Origin of the sequence: Paraburkholderia xenovorans (assembly GCF_046030735.1) — a bacterium.
GTDB lineage: Bacteria > Pseudomonadota > Gammaproteobacteria > Burkholderiales > Burkholderiaceae > Paraburkholderia > Paraburkholderia xenovorans_A.
This window is the reverse complement of the sequence record NZ_JAQQBV010000024.1, coordinates 57981-75153: the sequence shown is the minus strand read 5'-3', so window position 1 is coordinate 75153 and position 17173 is coordinate 57981. Positions and strand designations below refer to the sequence as shown.

The window sequence follows — 17173 nt, the reverse complement described above, 5'->3', positions numbered from 1 at the left end:
CGACGCCCTTTATATCAACCCACACGCCACGGCGGCCGCGATCGAGCCGCCCACCAGCAGCACGCCGATCAAACGACGCTTGTTGAGTTCGGTCCACAGCAACACGCCGGTCAGCGACAGCAGAATCATCGACCCGGCGATCGTATCGATCAGCAGCACCCAGCCGAGGCTCATCCCCACGCCGCGGTGCAGATTGTTGAGCGTCGTCATGAACGAGTTGTGCGTGCGCTTCACGCTGACGAAGCCGTTGCCGACCCAGTACTCCGCCTGCACGTTCTGCGTCGGCGCAAAAATGCCCACCGTCCAAAGCTCCGGCTGAACCACGCTACGGTCGCCCCACGCGACCGCATGCGCCGGCTCGCGCTTCACCCTGCCCGGCTTGCCGTCGATCTTCAGTTCGCTCTTGAGCCACTTCGTCATTTCCATCGGCGAAGCCAGCTTCTTTTGCGGCACCCGAATCTGCAACTCTTCGACCTGCGGCTCGCCCGGCGAAATCTTCAACGGACCGGCCCGATGATTCAGCACGAAACCGGTCACGCCGAACATCAGGCCGAGCACCGCGCCCCACAGGCCGACCCAGCCATGCACCTTGCGCAGCCACTTGATGAAATTCGCGCGCCTCGAACGCTGACGCCGCGCGGCCTGCTCGGCATCGTCCATCAGATGATGACCGCGCGCCTGGCTATGAGCCTTGTATTGCGTGCCGCTGTCGGCAGCAGGCTTCATATCGATCGAGTCGGGCGCGTTCACATCGAGGCTCCAGGCGCTGCAAGTTAACACCGTCGCCGCCGCGCGACGAGGCGCACGATCAGCGGTCAGTGGAGATTCAAAAGGAAAGGCCAGACAACCCGGCTTGCGGTCCGGGCATCTGGCTGAAATGCTGGCTGGCAGCCACAGAGGAGGAGAAATGTGGCAGGAAGCTGGCGACGCCTTTCAAATGAGAATGGCTATCATTACATAGATAAGCCGTTTGCTCAATCACAACGCATCGTCTCCTCTTGACATCCGGCCGGCGCAAACCGACTCTAGGCGCGTTCTCATCTCTATTTTTTGCCGTCCGTCCGGATACCTGCCCGCCATGCGCCTTCTTCCGCTCGTTTGCGTTGCCACCGCCGGCTGGATCGCCGGCCTCTCCATCGCGAGTGCGAGCATTCCAGCAAAACTGGACGATCCGTATACGAACGAAGGCGAGACGCAAACCTTCACTATCAACGCGGACGGCTCGTTTACGAAACTCGATTCGATGACGCTGCTCGTGAATAACGAAGCCGGCGTCGCGCGGGTCGCGCAGCAATACGTGTGGTTCAACCGCAATATGGCCGACGTGCAGATCGTCGAGGCCTACACGACGAGCGCCGACGGCGTGCGCCACGACGTGCAGCCCGACCAGATCCGCGACGTGCAGGAAGCACGTTCGTTCGACGCGCCGATGTTCCAGGACATCCAGGAAAAGGTGATCGTGTTTCCCGCCGTCGAGCCGGGCGCGCGCGTGCATCTCACCTATCTGAAAACGCAGAAGCAGCCGATCGTGCCCGGAGAATTCAGCGACTTCACGCCGCCCGATCTCGCGCCCACTCACAACTTCCGGCTGATCTACGATCTGCCGGCCGACAAGCCGCTTTACGCGGACGCACGCGGCTTCACGGTCGTGCCGCCGATCACGCGCGACGGCCGCACACGCTACGAATATCGCTACGACAAGGCGCATTACAGCCGGCTGGAACGCGGCTCGGTGGCTTACGTTTCGTATGGCGACCGGCTGATGGTGTCGACGTTTCCCGATTACGCCGCGTTCGCCGCGACCTACAAAGCGTCGGCCGCCGATCCGAGCGCGCGCGACCCGGCTGTCGTGCGTCTCGCGCAAAACCTGACCGCGCACGATCGCACGCCGCGCGACAAAGCCAAAACGCTGTACGACTGGGTACGCCGCAATGTCCGTTACGTGGCGATCAACGTGGGGCGCGGCGCGGTCGTGCCGCACGGCGCGAGTGCGATCCTCGCGAACCGTTACGGCGACTGCAAAGACCACGTGGCGTTGTACGGCGCGCTGCTCGACGCAGTCGGCGTGCGCAACGAGCCGGCGCTGATCAGCAACGGCACGATCTACACGTTGCCGGACGTGCCGGGCTACGGCGTGATCAATCACATCATCACGTGGCTGCCCGATTTGCAGCAGTACGCGGATTCGACCGCGTCGAGCGTCGAGTTTGGTTATCTGCCGTCGTCCGATATGAACCGGCCGACCGTGCTCGTCGATCAGGGCGTGCTCGCGCACACGCCGGCCACCGCGCCGATGAACCGCAGCACCGATCTGTCGATCAAGGTCGAAGCGGACGGCTCGGCGAGCTTCACGTACCGGCTCGATGCGTCCGGCCCGACGGCCGAGCAGACTCGCGCGATGCTGCGCACGCAGACGCCCGCGCAGCGTGAAGAATCGATCCAGGCGGAATTGCGCAGCGTCAATCTGCGCGGCGCGGCCACGCTCACCACCAGCGATCTGAGCGCCGCCGACGGCCCGTTGACGATCACGATGAAAGGCACGCTCGAAAGCCTCGTGGTGCCCGGCGCCGCGGCATCGATTCCGGCGTTGACGAGTCTCGCCGGCGGCTTCGATTCGGACACCCGCTACTGGCTCGGCGAGCGCCGCCGCACGCAACCGTTCGTTTGCCACAACCTGGCGCTGCATGAACACGCGCGCATCGAATTGCCGGCTAATTTCCGCGTGCTCGACATGCCGGAAGCCAGGCGCACGCAAGACCGTTTCGTCGATTTCCAGTCGCAGTACACGTTCGATCCGCAGACGAACGTCGTCACGATGACGCGCGACGGCACCACCCATTTCGACAGCGAAGTCTGCACGCCCGACGACTTCGCGCAGATGCGCCCCGCGATCGAAGCGATCGGCCGGGACGTGCGCGCGGAAGTGATCGTGAAATCGACTTTGGTGGAGGAGCCGTCGAGCGTAGCGTCAGGGGCGCCTTGAGGCCGACGCGCACTGACACTGACATGCTTCGTGCTCGACATGGCAACCGCTCGCGCGATTCAAACCGGCCAGAGCGGCCCTTCCTGCATCGCACCGAGCTGCTCGCGCAATTCGAGGATGCGGTCTTCCCAATAACGCTGCGTGTTGAACCACGGAAACGCCGCGGGAAACGCCGGGTCGTCCCAGCGGCGCGCGAGCCACGCCTGATAGTGGATCAGGCGCAGCGTGCGCAACGCTTCGACCAGATACAGTTCGCGCGGCTCGAAATCGCAAAAGTCTTCGTAGCCGGCGAGCAAGTCCGCCAGCGCGCGCGACGCCTCGACGCGTTCGCCGGGCAGCAATAGCCACAAGTCCTGCACGGCCGGGCCCATGCGGCTGTCGTCGAAATCGACGAAATGCGGGCCCGCATCGGTCCACAGCACATTGCTCGGATGACAATCGCCGTGCATGCGCAACATGCGAATGTCGCCCGCGCGTTCGAACGCGCGCTCCACGCCTTCGAGTGCGAGGTTCACGACCGTTTCCCACGCGGTACGCACGTCGTCCGGCACGAAGCGCTGCGACAGCAGGAAGTCGCGCGGCTCATAGCCGAACGTGTGGATGTCGAGCGTGGGCCGCTCAGCGTAGTTCTGCGTCTGCCCGACCGCGTGAATGCGGCCGATGAAACGCCCCAGCCATTCGAGCGTGTCGCGCCGGTCGAGATCGGGCGCGCGGCCGCCGCGGCGTTCGAAGATCGAAAAGCGGAAGCCGTCGAACGTATGCAGCGAGCGGCCTTCGTACACGCGCGCCGGCACCACTGGAATCTCGCGCGCGGCGAGGTCCGCGACAAACGCGTGTTCTTCGAGGATCGCCGCATCGCTCCAGCGCTCGGGGCGATAGAACTTCGCGACCACCGGCGGGCCGTCTTCGACGCCTACCTGGTACACGCGGTTCTCGTAGCTGTTGAGCGGCAGCATGCGGCCGTCGGTGCGCACACCGACTGTCTCGAGCACGCTGTCGAGCGCGTCGAGCACGATTTCCGGCTTGAGCCGGGCGAAGGGAACGGCGCTGTCGGCGCCGTCCTGCAGATCGGGAGTGTCGTCGTTCATGCCCGCATTGTGCGCCGCGCCGCCGTCAAAGACGAGGGCAACGGCTCATGACATGCAGGTGACAGTCCAGGAATAGTTCAGACGCAGCCCTCAAGAATCCGGACCGCGCGCCGTCAATGCACCTGCGCGCTCGACGGACGCACCATCTCGCCGGTATCGATCAGATCTTCAAGGAAGAAGGGTTCAGTGTTCAGATGCTCCGACGTGCCGGGCTCGCCGGCATACCACGCGACCATGGCCATGTCGCCGAGAATCCGCATGACGATCCCGCGCGCGCCTTGTGGCACGGCGATATGCACCGATCGGACAATGGAACCGATTTGCATGATGTTTCCCCGTTTCTCCCATAGCCGGCTTTATGGGTTCCGTGCCGGTCAAGGTGATGATAAAAGCGCCGCTTCGCCGTGAACGTTGCGTACGCACCGATCTGCCGCGCGCACTCCGCGTGAGAGCTTCAAGTGATTGTTCCCGGTTTGCGGGGCCCTGGAAAGCGCGAACAAAAGGCACTTGACCCGTCGTTTCGCCCTATTCCCATTACGGCGCGCTAACCCGATCATCTCGGCTGTCGCGTCGCAACGAGACCATCATAAACCCAGCCGGGGAGATAGATCAAAATCATCCGGCATTACCGACCGCACCCGATATGTGGATCGTTCGCCTGGCGCTGCGGCGCCCCTACACCTTCGTCGTGCTGGCCCTGCTTCTGCTGATCGTCGGGCCATTGACGATCCTGCGCACGCCCACCGACATCTTCCCCAATATCGACATTCCGGTGCTGTCGGTGATCTGGTCGTATAACGGCCTGCCCGCGGACGAGATGGAAAAGCGTATCGTGCTCAACTACGAGCGCGGGCTGTCGACCGCGGTCAACGATATCGAACATACCGAGTCGACGTCGCTGAACGGGATCGCGGTGGTGAAGATCTTCTTCCAGCCGCACGCGAATATCGACGAAGCGCTCGCCGAAGTCACCGCGCTGTCGCAAACTCAATTGCGCTCGCTGCCGCCCGGTATCACGCCGCCGAATATCCTGCGCTACAACGCGTCGACGGTGCCGATTCTGCGGCTCGCGCTGTCGTCGGCTTCGCTGACCGAGCAGGAGCTGTTCGACTTCGGCAATAACTTTCTGAAGACGCAGCTCGCCACCGTGCCGGGCGCGTCGGCGCCGCTGCCGTATGGCGGCAAGCAGCGGCAGATCATGGTGGATATCGATTCGCGCAAGCTGCAGGAGCGCAATCTGTCGCCGATGGACGTGGTCAACGCGGTCACCGCACAGAACCTGATCCTGCCGTCGGGGACCGCGAAAATCGGCGCGACCGAGTATTCGGTGGAATTGAACGGCAGCCCGGACTCGCTCGCCGGTCTCAACACTATTCCGATCAAATCCACCGCCAACGGCACCGTTTATATCCGCGACGTCGCCCATGTGCGCGACGGTTTTCAGCCGCAGACCAACATCGTGCGCGTGAACGGCCAGCGCGCGGCGCTGCTCACAATCAATAAAAGCGGCAATACCTCGACGCTGGAAATTGTCGACCGCATCAAGACGATGATGCCGACGCTGCGCAATCTCGTACCCGCGTCGCTGAATATCGATCCGGTCGCGGATCAGTCGCTGTTCGTGCGCGCGTCGGTGCAAGGCGTGCTGCGCGAGGCGCTGATCGCCGCGTGCCTGACGGGTCTGATGATTCTGCTGTTCCTCGGCAACTGGCGCGCGACGTTGATCATCGCGGTATCGATTCCGCTGTCGATGATCACGTCGATCATCGCGCTGTCGATGCTCGGCGAAACCATCAACATCATGACGCTCGGCGGCCTGGCGCTCGCCGTCGGGATTCTGGTCGACGATGCGACCGTCGCGATCGAAAACATCAGTCATCAGCTCGAGCAGGGCAAGACGCTCGAACAGGCGATTCTCGACGGCGCGCACCAGATCGCGATTCCGACGCTGGTGTCGACGTTGTCCATCTGCATCGTGTTCGTGCCGATGTTTCTGCTGACCGGCGTCGCGCACTATCTGTTCATTCCGCTCGCCGAAGCAGTCGTGTTCGCGATGCTCGCGTCGTATTTCTTCTCGCGTACGCTCGTGCCGACGCTCGCGAAATACCTGCTGCGCAATCATCACAAACCGTCGGACCTGCATCCCGCGCCAGCACAAACGCGCAATCCGTTCATGCGCGTGCACTATGCGTTCGAGCGCGGCTTCGCGCGATTTCGCGACCGCTATCGCAGCTTTCTCGAAGCACGCGTCGCGCGGCCGGGTCTGTTCGTCACGCTGTTTCTGGTGTGCTGCGGCGCGTCGATGCTGCTGATGCCGTTTCTCGGCCGCGACTTCTTTCCGGCCGTGGACGCCGGCACGATTGCGCTGCATCTGCGCGCGAAAACCGGCATGCGGGTCGAGGAAACCGCGGTGATCACCGATCGCGTGGACACGCGGATTCGTCAGTTGATACCGCCGGGCGAACTGCATTCGATCATCGACAACATCGGCTTGCCCGTCTCCGGCATCAACCTGTCGTATAGCAACACCGGCACGATCGGCACGTCGGATGCGGACGTGCTGATCACGCTGAATCCCGATCATCGCCCGAGCGCCGACTACGTGCGCACGTTGCGCCGCACGCTTACCGACGAATTCCCCGGCGTGCAGTTCGCGTTCCTGCCCGCCGATATCGTCAGCCAGACACTCAACTTCGGGATGCCGTCGCCGATCGACATTCAGGTGGTCGGCCGCGACGTGGCCGGCAATCGCGTGTTCGCCGCGAACCTGCTGAACCGCTTGCGCAAAGTGCCGGGCCTCGCCGACGCGCGCATCCAGCAGCCGGCGGATTTGCCGCGTATTTTCATCGACGTCGATCGCACGCGTGCACAACAGGCGGGCTTCTCGCAACGCGACATTGCGAGCAATCTGCTGATCACGCTGTCGGGTAGCCAGCAAACCACGCCGACGTTCTGGCTCAATCCGCGCAATGGCGTCAGTTACAACGTGATCACGGAAGCGCCGCAATACACGATCGATTCGCTGCAATCGCTCGCGAACATTCCATTGACCGCGAACGGCCGCAGCAACATCCTCGGCTCGTTCGCGACGATGAAACGCGAAGCCGGCAACGCGGTGCTCACGCACTACAACGCGCAGACCACCATCGACATTTTCGGCACCGCCGACGGCCGCGATCTCGGCGGCGTGTCCGACGACATCCGCAAGATCGTCGACGAATCAAAAGCCGATCTGCCGAAAGGCTCGACCATCGAATTGCGCGGCCAGGTGCAGACGATGAACGATTCGTTCTCGGGCCTGTTCGCCGGTCTCGTGTTCGCAATCCTGCTGGTGTATCTGCTGATCGTGGTGAATTTCCAGTCGTGGCTCGATCCGTTCATCATCATCACCGCGCTGCCCGGCGCGCTCGCCGGCATCGTGTGGATGCTGTTCCTCACGCACACCACGTTGTCGATTCCGGCCCTCACCGGCGCGATCATGTGTATCGGCATTGCGACCGCGAACTCGATTCTGGTGATCAGCTTCGCGCGCGAACAGTTGCTCGAACACGGCGACGCGACGCGCGCGGCGATCGAAGCAGGCTTCACGCGTTTCCGTCCGGTGCTGATGACCGCGCTCGCGATGGTGATCGGCATGGTGCCGATGGCGATCGGCCTCGGCGAAGGCGGCGAGCAGAACGCGCCGCTCGGTCGCGCGGTGATCGGCGGCCTGACGGTCGGCACGCTGGCGACGCTGATCTTCGTGCCGGTGGTGTTTTCGATGATCTACCGGCGGCTTGCGGCGCGGCGGCAACGCGCGGCCGAACATGTGGTGCAGAAACCGTGACGACAGAGGAAAGGCAAATGGAAGGAAAACGTCCGGAAGACCGGTCCAACGCAGTGCCTCAGGCGAGCGCGCACAAGCGCTCGCGCTGGATCTTCGTCGCGATGAGCGTGGTGGTGATCGCGCTCGCCGCGCAAGGCATCTGGTCGCGTCACGACGCGCATGCCGCGCTCGAACGCGATGCCGAACATGTCAGCCAGACGAGCGTCGAAGTCGTGCATCCGCAGAAATCGACGGCCGGTCTCGATCTGGTTTTGCCCGGCAACGTGCAGGCTTTTCTCGATACGCCGATCTACGCGCGCACCAACGGCTACCTGAAGAAGTGGTACGCGGACATCGGCGCGAAGGTGAAGAACGGCCAGTTGCTCGCGGAGATCGACACGCCCGAAGTGGACGATCAACTGCGCGCCGCGCGTGCCGACCTCGCGAACGCCAACGCGAATTACGCGCTCGCGAAAAGCACCGCCGACCGCTGGAGCGAGATGCTGAAAAGCAAATCGGTCTCGAAGCAGGAGACCGATGAAAAAGTCGGCGACATGCTCGCGAAGAAAGCGACGCTCGACGCGGCGCGCTTCAATGTCGCGCGACTCGAAAAAACCCAGTCGTTCCAGAAGGTCTATGCGCCGTTCGACGGCACGGTGACCGCGCGCAATGTCGATGTCGGCGCGCTGATCGACGCGGGCAGCTCGGGCGGCCCGGCGAAAGAGCTGTTCCACGTCGCGCAGGCCGACCGTCTGCGCGTGTATGTGAACGTGCCGCAAGCGTACGCACAACAGGTGCGCGCGCAGCAGAGCGCATTTCTGACGCTGACCGAAACGCCGTCGAAACGTTATCCGGGCACGGTGGCGCGAACGGCGGGCGCCGTCGACGCGCAACAGCGCACGATGCTCGTCGAAGTCGACGTCGACAATCGCAACGGCGATCTGCTGCCGGGTGCGTATGCGCAGGTGCATTTCGCGCTCGGCACGGGCGCGGCGCCGTTCACGCTGCCCGGCAACGCGTTGCTGTTCCGGCCGGACGGCGTGAAAGTCGCGACCGTCGATGCGCAGCACAACGTGAAGCTGCGGCCGATCACGCTGGGCACGGACTTCGGCACGCGCGTCGCGATCGCTTCGGGCCTGCAAGGCGACGAACAGGTGATCCTGAATCCGCAGGATTCGATCGTCGACGGCGCGCCGGTGCGGGTCGTGGCGCGCAAAACGGCGGAGGCGAAGTGAGCGCGCCTGCATTGCATCGGCCTCGCGCGCCAGGAGCGTCGGCCATCGCGTTGGCGCTTGCCTGCTCGCTCACGGCCTGCACGATGGGGCCCGACTACGTGAAGCCGGCCACCACCAGCGCCGCGACCTACAAGGAACTCGAAGGCAGCGGCTGGAAGCCCGCGCAACCCGCCGACACGATCGCACGCGGCGCGTGGTGGAGCGTGTACGCGGACCCATCGCTCGACGCGCTCGAACAACAGGTGGCGAGCGCGAACCAGAACGTGCAGGCCGCCGAAGCGCGCTTTCGCGCCGCCCGCGCAACGGTCGCACAGTACCGTTCGAACTTCTTCCCGCTCGTCACCGCGAACGGTGACTATTCGCGCGCGCGCTCGTCGGCGAATGTGCTGCACAAGTCGACTGCGGGTCTCACGTTGAACGACTATGCCGTGCAAGCGGACGCGTCGTGGGAACCCGACTTGTGGGGACGCGTGTCGCGCAGCGTCGAAGGCGCGAAAGCCGAAGCGCAGGCGAGCGCCGCGGATGCGCAGGCCGCGTTGCTGTCGATGCAGGCCGAACTCGCGACCGATTACTTCGAGTTGCGCGGTCTGGATCAGGAGCGCCAACTGCTCGACGACACGATCCGGGCCTACAAGGAAGCGCTCGATCTGACCCAGCACCGCTACGCCGGCGGCATCGCGACGGACGCCGATGTCGCGCAGGCGCAAACGCAGTTGCAGACCACCCAGGCGCAGGCACTCGACCTCGGCGTGCAGCGCGCGCAACTCGAACATGCGATCGCGATTCTGATCGGCCAGCCGCCTTCCACGTTCTCGCTGCCGGTCGCGCCGCTCACCGCGGTGCCGGTGGTGGCGGCGACCGGCGTGCCGTCCGCGTTGCTCGAACGACGGCCGGACATCGCCGCGGCCGAGCGGCACGTCGCCGATATGAACGCGCAGATCGGCGTCGCGACGGCGGCGTTTTTCCCGAATCTGATTCTGTCGGTCACGGGCGGACTGGAAGCGACCAACTACAGTCAATGGTTGCTGGCGCCGAGCCGTCTATGGTCGCTCGGGCCGACACTCGCGGGAACGCTGCTCGACTTCGGCGGGCGCGCATCGGTGAAGGAACAGGCGCGCGCGCATTACGACGAAAGCGTCGCGCAATACCGGCAAACGGTGCTCAGCGCATTCGGTCAGGTGGAGGACAACCTCGCCGCGTTGCGCGTGCTCGAACAGGAAGCCGCCGCGCAGAACGACGCGGTGGCCGCCGCACAGCGTTCGCTCGCGGTCGTGTTGGACCGCTATAAAAATGGCGCGATCACGTATCTCGACGTCGTGGTCGCGCAGACCACCGCGCTCGCCAATGAGCGCACTGCGGTATCGATCGCGCGCCGCCGCATGGCCGCGAGCGTCGCGTTGATCAAGGCGCTGGGCGGCGGCTGGGACACCTCCGCGCTGCCGACGGACGAGCAGATCGTGCACCCCGGCGCGGCTGCCAGCGATACAGCCGCTCGCGGTTGACCGAGCGCTTCTGCCGGCCCACGCGGCGTGGCTCCATGCGTGTCACGCCGACCTCCGCACGGTTTTCAGCGTATCCTTAACTGTTTTGAATTCGCTGCATTTCCCAACGGAGAGTTTTTCGTGACCGCATCGCCGGAATCGCACCGGACTGCTGCTTCGGCTGTTCCTTCTGCATCGCAAGCTGCCGGATCTTCCACCGCCTCCTCCGCTTCAGCCGGCATTCCCTATCTCGAGCGCGGTACGCGCGCTTACTGGCGCGCCAGCGTCGCGCTGCTGTTCGCCGGCTACGCGACCTTCTCGCTGCTCTATTGCGTACAGCCGTTGTTGCCCGCGTTTTCGTCGGCATTCAACGTGACGCCCGCCCAAAGCAGCTTGTCGCTGTCGTTCACCACCGCCGCGCTCGCGCTCGCGATCTTCGTCGCCGGCTTCGTGTCGGAAGGCTGGAGCCGTCACAGGCTGATGACCGCATCGCTCACGTTGTCCGCGCTGTTGACGATCGGCGTGGCGTTCGCGCCGCACTGGCATCAACTGCTCGTGTTGCGCATGCTCGAAGGATTGGCGCTCGGCGGCGTGCCTGCGGTCGCGATGGCCTATCTCGCGGAAGAAGTGCATCCGGACGGCCTCGGCCTCGCGATGGGCCTGTATGTCGGCGGCACTGCGATCGGCGGGATGGCGGGACGCGTGATTACCGGCGTCGTCGCGGATCTGTTCTCGTGGCGTGTGGCGATCGGCACGATCGGCGTGCTCGGCATTCTGTCGATGCTCGCGTTTCGCGCGCTGCTGCCGCCGTCGCGTCATTTCGTGCCGCGTCGCGGGCTTGGTTTTACGCATCACCGCAGCGCGTTACTGAAGCAATTCACCCGGCCCGGTTTGCCCTGGCTGTTTCTGCTCGGCTTCGTGCTGATGGGCAGTTTCGTCACGCTGTATAACTACATCGGTTACCGCCTGCTCGCGCCGCCTTATGGGCTGAGTCAGACCGAGATCGGCGCGATCTTCGTCGTGTATCTGACAGGCGTGGTCGCGTCGCCGTGGTCCGGGCGCATGGCCGACACGTTCGGCCGCGCGCGCGTGCTCATTGCCAGTCTGCTGCTGATGCTTGCCGGGCTCGGACTCACGATGCTGCATCCGTTGACGGCCATCGCGGCCGGCATCGCATGCGTGACGTTCGGCTTTTTCGCCGGGCATTCGGTCGCGAGCGGCTGGGTCGGTCGACTCGCGAAGGAAGCAAAGGGCCAGGCCGCCGCGCTGTATCTGCTCGCGTATTACATCGGCTCGAGTGTGGTCGGGTCGTATGGCGGCCATGTATGGGCCGGCTTCGGCTGGAACGGGGTCGCGGGGCTGGTGGGTGCGCTGCTCGTGATCGGTCTCGTCGCGGCTTCGCGATTGCGTGAGCGCGAGCGCGTTATCGCGTGACGACGCCTGAAATGTCACGACAGCATGTCGCCTCACCCATCCGTTGCGCATGATCCTGCTCGAATACGAAAGGCCGACGTAAGCAAACGCTTCAGTGTTTTGTGTCGGTTTGCTGCGGCGCGTCAACGCGCGCAGCCTTGTCCCTCCGTGTTCAACGCCTTGCGAATACGCGCTGCAACGCCGCAAGCGTTGTTACGTTGATCTAAGCGTCGCCTATACTCGAATCGAGCTTCGGCAGTGCATGACTCCAGAAATAGAGCCGCTGCCGTCGCAGGGAACACATAAGGAGACGAGCATGACGACCTACTTCACGATTGGCGATTTCATCCTGGTCATTCCGATGGCGCTGGCCGGCGCGTTATTCGTCGGCGCGCTCCCTTGCAAGACGGAACTACGGCACAACGCGTTGCGCGTGCTCGGCGCGCTGATCGGCGTGGTGTTCGCGGTCGTGCTGGTCGAAGGATTGCCGGCGCTGGTGTAGCAGTAGCGCGTAAAAAAGCCGCCTCGTGGGCGGCTTTTCCGTTACTGCGGCGATTGCGACGACCGCAACTTCGAACGCACGAGAATGCGTTCGAAATCAGATCGCCTGATCCGTCGACGGCTTCTCCCACAGGTTGATGCCGCCTTCGGTCGCATAGCGGTCGATCTCCGCGAGCTCTTCTTTCGAGAACGCGAGGTTCTTCAACGCCCCCACATTTTCGCGCACCTGCTCCGCGCGACTCGCGCCGATCAGCACCGACGTCACGCGCGGATCGCGCAGCGCCCACGCAAGCGCCATTTGCGCAAGGCTTTGTCCGCGACGCTGCGCGATGTCGTTGAGCTTGCGCACGTGTTCGATGTTTTGCCCGCTCAGATGCTCCTGCTTCAACGAACCGCCGCCCGGCTTGTTGACGCGTGCGTCGTCCGGCACGCCGTTCAGGTATTTGCCTGTCAGCAGACCTTGCGCGAGCGGCGTGAACGCGATGGTGCCCGCGCCGACCTTTTCGAGCGTATCCAGCAGTTCGTGTTCGATCCAGCGGTTGAGCATGTTGTACGCCGGCTGGTGAATCAGCAGCGGCACCTTGTACTCGGCGAGCAGCTTCGCCATTTCCGCGGTCTTCGTGGCCGAGTACGACGAGATCCCGATGTACAGCGCCTTGCCCTGTTGCACGGCGCTCGCCAGCGCGCCGGCGGTTTCTTCGAGCGGCGTGTCGGCATCGAAACGATGCGAATAGAAGATGTCGACGTAATCGAGGCCCATGCGCTGCAGGCTTTGATCGAGACTCGCGAGCACGTACTTGCGCGAGCCGCCGCCCTGGCCGTACGGACCGGGCCACATATCCCAACCGGCCTTCGACGAGATCAGCAGTTCGTCGCGATACGGCTTGAAGTCATCCTTGAAGAGACGGCCGAAGTTGGTTTCCGCGCTGCCGTACGGCGGGCCGTAGTTGTTCGCGAGGTCGAAGTGCGTGATGCCCAGGTCGAAGGCCGTGCGCAGGATGTCGCGCTGCGTGGAGATCGGCGTGGTGTCGCCGAAGTTGTGCCACAAGCCGAGAGACAGCGCCGGCAGTTTGAGACCCGACTTGCCGCTGACGCGGTACTGCATGTCCGAATAGCGTTCTGAAGCTGCTTCGTAAGCCATTGCTAGAGTCCTTGTTGGTGAAATCGCCCGACACGAGCGCGGGACGCGAGGAGATCACATGCTGCGGGAGGCTTGCTGGATTATTTTTATGAAGGTGAAGCGAGACCGCTATGTTAGCCAATCGACGCAATACGTGCAGACGTTCGGCAAGCACGATGGACGATCGCTTGCAGCTCCCCTACACTTTGGCCGACTAAAGCGTATCGGAGGAGTGGTTCATGACGAAAGCGATTTCCATCGCGTTGATTGTCGGCGGTATCGTGCTGCTGTATTTCGGCGGCCAGGCGTTCAATTCCGTGAGCAGCGAGGTGTCGCGTGTGTTCACCGGTTCGCCGACCAACAAGGCGATCATGCTGATCGTCGGCGGTGTGATCGCGACGATTGCGGGTTTGACGGGGATGGCGCTGTCGGGAAGGAAGCGTTGAGCGTGTTTCGTACAAGCGGCGTTTCCGAAGGTCTGCTGCCGTTCGTGCAGATCTACCCGAAGCACCGCTCGCGAGGCGCCAACTAGAACGCCACCTCCGGCTTCGCCGCCGACCTCGTCCCCGGCAACGGCACATTGCTCGCGCCGTGGTACGTGTACACCAGCGAAAACTTCACCTGATCGCTGAGATTCTTGCCCGCCGAATGCAGTGTGTTGCAGTGGAAAAACACCACATCGCCGGGCTGAAGCTCGGGCGAGACAGCGGTGCGAATCAGCGCCTGATTCTCTTCCAGATCCGATCGGAAAAACTTGGCTTCGTCGAAGCGATCCGACGTAAATGCCGCGCTATGCGATCCCGGCACCAGCCACAGCGCACCGTTATCGACTCTCTCCGCCCCCACGGCCAGCCACACCGACACCAGATCGTCCCGCTCGAACGACCAGTACCGCACGTCGCGATGCCAACCGGTCAAACTGCCGTAGGCCGGGTGCTTGGTCATCATGCAGTTATGGTGCGCGCGCGACAGGCGCGGCTCTTCACCGAAATACAGCTCCATCCAGCCGCGAATCTCCGGCGCGGTCGCCCACTGCGCGAAGGCCGGATGACGCCCATACGCGTCCAGCAGCCGACGAACCGTATGACCGCCCGGTGCATACTTCGACTCCGGCGCGCCGGGATAACGCAGATCCGCTTCGAACTCGATCGGCTGCGCCGCTTCGTGCAACTGCCGCTCCGCTATCTGCTTCAACTCGCTGCAACGCGCGGGCGACATCAATCCGGGCACAACGACAAAACCTTGCTCCCGCAACGTTTGAATCTGCTCTTTTTTCGAGTGAAGTGACATGGTGTTCCGTTACTTTCGACTGGCTGATGTTCGATTGTAAAACGGGCGCGATCGGGCTGCGCACTGTTTCACCTTCGGGTTCACCTTTGTCGAGCCCCATGCTCAAGTACCGCTTTATGCGCGATGACGGACGACGCAGCACGCCGAGCGGGAAAACGTGCACGAAAATCGTTCGCAAAGGGCACGATCTGACAGACCGCGATGTCAAATCCCCCCGTAAATACCCGTATTCGCAGGGTAAAAACGGACTTTCTGACGTCATGAATCACGTGTAGCCTGCACCTATGTTGATCGCCATTTCCGCGCTTACGCGGCACGCGCAGGCCTCTGCTGGCCGCCACCCCGCCGTTTGCGCCACTTTCCGTCGAATTCCAGGCTGTCGCGCCGTCCGTTCCGATCCTGCTATTGGCACATTTGCTGCTCTTTACGGCGGACATTCCGTCGCGCGACACATTGCCTACCTGTGAAGCCATGCATACTCTTCTGACCACCCGTCTTACCCGCGCAGCGCTGAAGGCCGCGCGTCCCGCGCGCCGCCACGTGGTGCGCGCGCTGCGTCACCATGCCACCCGCACTCGCGCGCTCGGCGCGCATTGGCGCGATGCCAAAGCAGTCGACGGCATCCGCACGTGGTTCCACACCTTCTTCTCCGGGCTGCGTCTGCAAGGCAGTTCGCGTCGTTTTTCGCTGCGCACGCTGTTGCGCAAACCGACGCCGCTGCGCCTCGCCGCCCCGCGCCGTGAACCGGTAGCCGCGCCGCGCAGCTCGACGCGCCGGCCGCGCCGTCTGTCGACGAACGGCAGCACCGGCTGGTTCGCGTTCGCCTTTGCGAGCCGCTGAGCGCGGCGTCGCGGGAAAGGCAGTGACAGGCGGCAAGTAGCAAAAAACCCCGCACGGCTCGCACCGGCGGGGTTTTTTGTTTGAAGCGAACGTGTTGTGCGCGCTTATTCCGCGAGCGCGGCGACCGGTTCCGTGCCGGCGGCTTCGGCGAGCGCCAGCGCCTTATCGGTCGCTTCCCACGTGAATTCCGGCTCTTCGCGGCCAAAGTGGCCGTAGGCCGCGCTCTTTTCATAGATCGGGCGCAGCAGGTCGAGCATCTGGATGATGCCCTTCGGACGCAGGTCGAAATGCTCCTGCACCAGACGCGTGATGGTGGCATCCGACACGCGGCCCGTGCCGAACGTGTTGACCATCACCGAAGTCGGCTGCGCGACGCCGATCGCGTACGACACCTGAATCAGGCAGCGCGAAGCCAGACCGGCGGCCACGATATTCTTCGCGACATAACGGCCGGCATAAGCCGCCGAACGGTCGACCTTCGACGGATCCTTGCCCGAGAACGCGCCACCGCCGTGCGGTGCGGCACCGCCGTACGTATCGACGATGATCTTGCGGCCCGTCAGCCCGCAATCGCCTTGCGGACCGCCGATCACGAACCGGCCGGTCGGGTTCACGAGGAACTTGATGTCACCCTTGATCAGCTCGGCGGGCAGCGTCGGCTTGATCACTTCTTCGATCACGGCTTCACGCAGCGTGCCCAGATCGATGTCCGGCGAATGCTGGGTGGACAGCACGACGGTGTCGATTGCATGCGGCTTGCCGTCGACGTAACGCACGGTGACCTGCGATTTCGCGTCCGGACGCAGCCAGGGCAGACGGCCGTCGCGGCGCAGATTGGCCTGACGCTCGACCAGACGGTGCGACAAGTGGATCGGCAACGGCATCAGTTCCGGCGTTTCTTCGCACGCGTAACCGAACATCAGGCCCTGGTCGCCGGCGCCCTGATCGAGGTTGTTGTCGTGCGCGCGGTCCACGCCTTGCGCGATGTCCGGCGATTGCTTGTCGTACGCGACGAGCACCGCGCAGCCGCGGTAGTCGATGCCGTAATCGGTGTTGTCGTAGCCGATGCGCTTGATCGTGTTGCGCGCAACCTGGATGTAATCGACGTTCGCGGTGGTGGTGATTTCACCGGCCAGCACGACCAGACCCGTGTTGCAAAGCGTTTCTGCAGCGACGCGCGAGTACTTGTCTTGCGCCAGGATGGCGTCGAGGATGGCGTCCGAAATCTGGTCCGCGACTTTGTCGGGATGGCCTTCGGAGACGGATTCGGAAGTGAAGAGATAGTCGTTTGCCACGTTTCAGACTCCTGTTGTGTGGTTACGGTTGAGTTTCACGTAGCCAGCTTCGGGAGCCTTGAAGCGGCGACGCTTTAGCGGATTACCTTACCGTGACGCGCGTGGCCCCAAAGGACCCGCAC

Annotated in this window: 14 protein-coding genes; 8 read left to right on the top strand and 6 right to left on the bottom strand. The window is 63.6% G+C overall.

The features are described 5' to 3' along the window. Positions 1 to 9: 9 nt before the first annotated feature. Positions 10 to 750, bottom strand: coding sequence for a PepSY-associated TM helix domain-containing protein (locus PQQ51_RS22785; RefSeq protein WP_408499089.1), 741 nt, complete (start codon positions 748 to 750; stop codon positions 10 to 12). Between the two features lie 328 nt (positions 751 to 1078). On the opposite strand from PQQ51_RS22785, the gene PQQ51_RS22780 reads away from it, so the two are divergent. Continuing rightward, the gene (locus tag PQQ51_RS22780; protein WP_408499087.1) at positions 1079 to 2983 is read left to right on the top strand and encodes a DUF3857 domain-containing transglutaminase family protein; all 1905 of its coding nucleotides are present in this window, start codon (positions 1079 to 1081) and stop codon (positions 2981 to 2983) included. A 59-nt stretch (positions 2984 to 3042) separates the two neighbouring features. Here the strand turns inward: PQQ51_RS22780 and PQQ51_RS22775 are convergent, their stop codons facing one another. Both PQQ51_RS22775 and PQQ51_RS22770 read right to left on the bottom strand, forming a co-directional pair. After that, a complete protein-coding gene (locus PQQ51_RS22775) occupies positions 3043 to 4071 on the bottom strand; it encodes a serine/threonine protein kinase (protein WP_408499085.1) in 1029 nt (342 codons plus the stop codon). 113 nt (positions 4072 to 4184) lie between these two features. Next, positions 4185 to 4397, bottom strand: a complete 213-nt coding sequence (locus PQQ51_RS22770; protein WP_408499083.1) for a hypothetical protein — start codon at positions 4395 to 4397, stop codon at positions 4185 to 4187. Positions 4398 to 4714: 317 nt separating this feature from the next. On the opposite strand from PQQ51_RS22770, the gene PQQ51_RS22765 reads away from it, so the two are divergent. The 5 genes from PQQ51_RS22765 to PQQ51_RS22745 all read left to right on the top strand — a co-directional run bounded on the left by PQQ51_RS22765 (position 4715) and on the right by PQQ51_RS22745 (position 12507). After that, on the top strand, positions 4715 to 7897 hold the full coding sequence (locus PQQ51_RS22765; RefSeq protein ID WP_408499081.1) for an efflux RND transporter permease subunit: 3183 nt from the start codon (positions 4715 to 4717) through the stop codon (positions 7895 to 7897). A 17-nt stretch (positions 7898 to 7914) separates the two neighbouring features. Then, positions 7915 to 9111, top strand: a complete 1197-nt coding sequence (locus PQQ51_RS22760; RefSeq protein ID WP_408499079.1) for an efflux RND transporter periplasmic adaptor subunit — start codon at positions 7915 to 7917, stop codon at positions 9109 to 9111. Positions 9112 to 9194: 83 nt separating this feature from the next. Beyond that, on the top strand, positions 9195 to 10613 hold the full coding sequence (locus tag PQQ51_RS22755) for an efflux transporter outer membrane subunit (protein ID WP_408499151.1): 1419 nt from the start codon (positions 9195 to 9197) through the stop codon (positions 10611 to 10613). Between the two features lie 120 nt (positions 10614 to 10733). Beyond that, entirely contained in the window at positions 10734 to 12026 is a 1293-nt protein-coding gene (locus PQQ51_RS22750) for an MFS transporter (protein WP_408499077.1), read from the top strand. Positions 12027 to 12321: 295 nt separating this feature from the next. Then, entirely contained in the window at positions 12322 to 12507 is a 186-nt protein-coding gene (locus PQQ51_RS22745) for a hypothetical protein (RefSeq protein WP_120297341.1), read from the top strand. A gap of 96 nt (positions 12508 to 12603) precedes the next feature. Here the strand turns inward: PQQ51_RS22745 and mgrA are convergent, their stop codons facing one another. Continuing rightward, complete coding sequence (mgrA, locus tag PQQ51_RS22740; RefSeq protein WP_408499075.1) at positions 12604 to 13647, bottom strand: L-glyceraldehyde 3-phosphate reductase; 1044 nt, start codon at positions 13645 to 13647, stop codon at positions 12604 to 12606. A 218-nt stretch (positions 13648 to 13865) separates the two neighbouring features. Here mgrA and PQQ51_RS22735 point away from each other — a divergent pair, with 218 nt between their 5' ends. Further along, positions 13866 to 14072, top strand: coding sequence for a DUF3185 family protein (locus PQQ51_RS22735; RefSeq protein ID WP_408499074.1), 207 nt, complete (start codon positions 13866 to 13868; stop codon positions 14070 to 14072). An 82-nt stretch (positions 14073 to 14154) separates the two neighbouring features. Here PQQ51_RS22735 and PQQ51_RS22730 read toward each other — a convergent pair whose 3' ends face one another. Continuing rightward, positions 14155 to 14916: a phytanoyl-CoA dioxygenase family protein gene (locus PQQ51_RS22730; protein ID WP_408499072.1), complete on the bottom strand. Its 762-nt coding sequence runs from the start codon at positions 14914 to 14916 to the stop codon at positions 14155 to 14157. A 471-nt stretch (positions 14917 to 15387) separates the two neighbouring features. Here PQQ51_RS22730 and PQQ51_RS22725 point away from each other — a divergent pair, with 471 nt between their 5' ends. Continuing rightward, on the top strand, positions 15388 to 15756 hold the full coding sequence (locus tag PQQ51_RS22725; RefSeq protein WP_408499071.1) for a hypothetical protein: 369 nt from the start codon (positions 15388 to 15390) through the stop codon (positions 15754 to 15756). A gap of 104 nt (positions 15757 to 15860) precedes the next feature. Here PQQ51_RS22725 and metK read toward each other — a convergent pair whose 3' ends face one another. After that, positions 15861 to 17051 (bottom strand): methionine adenosyltransferase, encoded by a 1191-nt coding sequence (gene metK, locus PQQ51_RS22720; protein WP_408499070.1) that lies wholly within the window; start codon positions 17049 to 17051, stop codon positions 15861 to 15863. Positions 17052 to 17173 lie beyond the last annotated feature (122 nt).

Bases quoted from the DNA above. Each gene is read 5' to 3' on its own strand.
- PQQ51_RS22780 (WP_408499087.1), top strand. From the start codon at position 1,079: ATGCGCCTTCTTCCGCTCGTTTGCGTTGCCACCGCCGGCTGGATCGCC.
- PQQ51_RS22775 (WP_408499085.1), bottom strand. From the start codon at position 4,071: ATGAACGACGACACTCCCGATCTGCAGGACGGCGCCGACAGCGCCGTT.
- PQQ51_RS22770 (WP_408499083.1), bottom strand. From the start codon at position 4,397: ATGCAAATCGGTTCCATTGTCCGATCGGTGCATATCGCCGTGCCACAA.
- PQQ51_RS22765 (WP_408499081.1), top strand. From the start codon at position 4,715: ATGTGGATCGTTCGCCTGGCGCTGCGGCGCCCCTACACCTTCGTCGTG.
- PQQ51_RS22760 (WP_408499079.1), top strand. From the start codon at position 7,915: ATGGAAGGAAAACGTCCGGAAGACCGGTCCAACGCAGTGCCTCAGGCG.
- PQQ51_RS22755 (WP_408499151.1), top strand. From the start codon at position 9,195: ATGGGGCCCGACTACGTGAAGCCGGCCACCACCAGCGCCGCGACCTAC.
- PQQ51_RS22745 (WP_120297341.1), top strand. From the start codon at position 12,322: ATGACGACCTACTTCACGATTGGCGATTTCATCCTGGTCATTCCGATG.
- mgrA (WP_408499075.1), bottom strand. From the start codon at position 13,647: ATGGCTTACGAAGCAGCTTCAGAACGCTATTCGGACATGCAGTACCGC.
- PQQ51_RS22735 (WP_408499074.1), top strand. From the start codon at position 13,866: ATGACGAAAGCGATTTCCATCGCGTTGATTGTCGGCGGTATCGTGCTG.
- PQQ51_RS22730 (WP_408499072.1), bottom strand. From the start codon at position 14,916: ATGTCACTTCACTCGAAAAAAGAGCAGATTCAAACGTTGCGGGAGCAA.
- PQQ51_RS22725 (WP_408499071.1), top strand. From the start codon at position 15,388: ATGCATACTCTTCTGACCACCCGTCTTACCCGCGCAGCGCTGAAGGCC.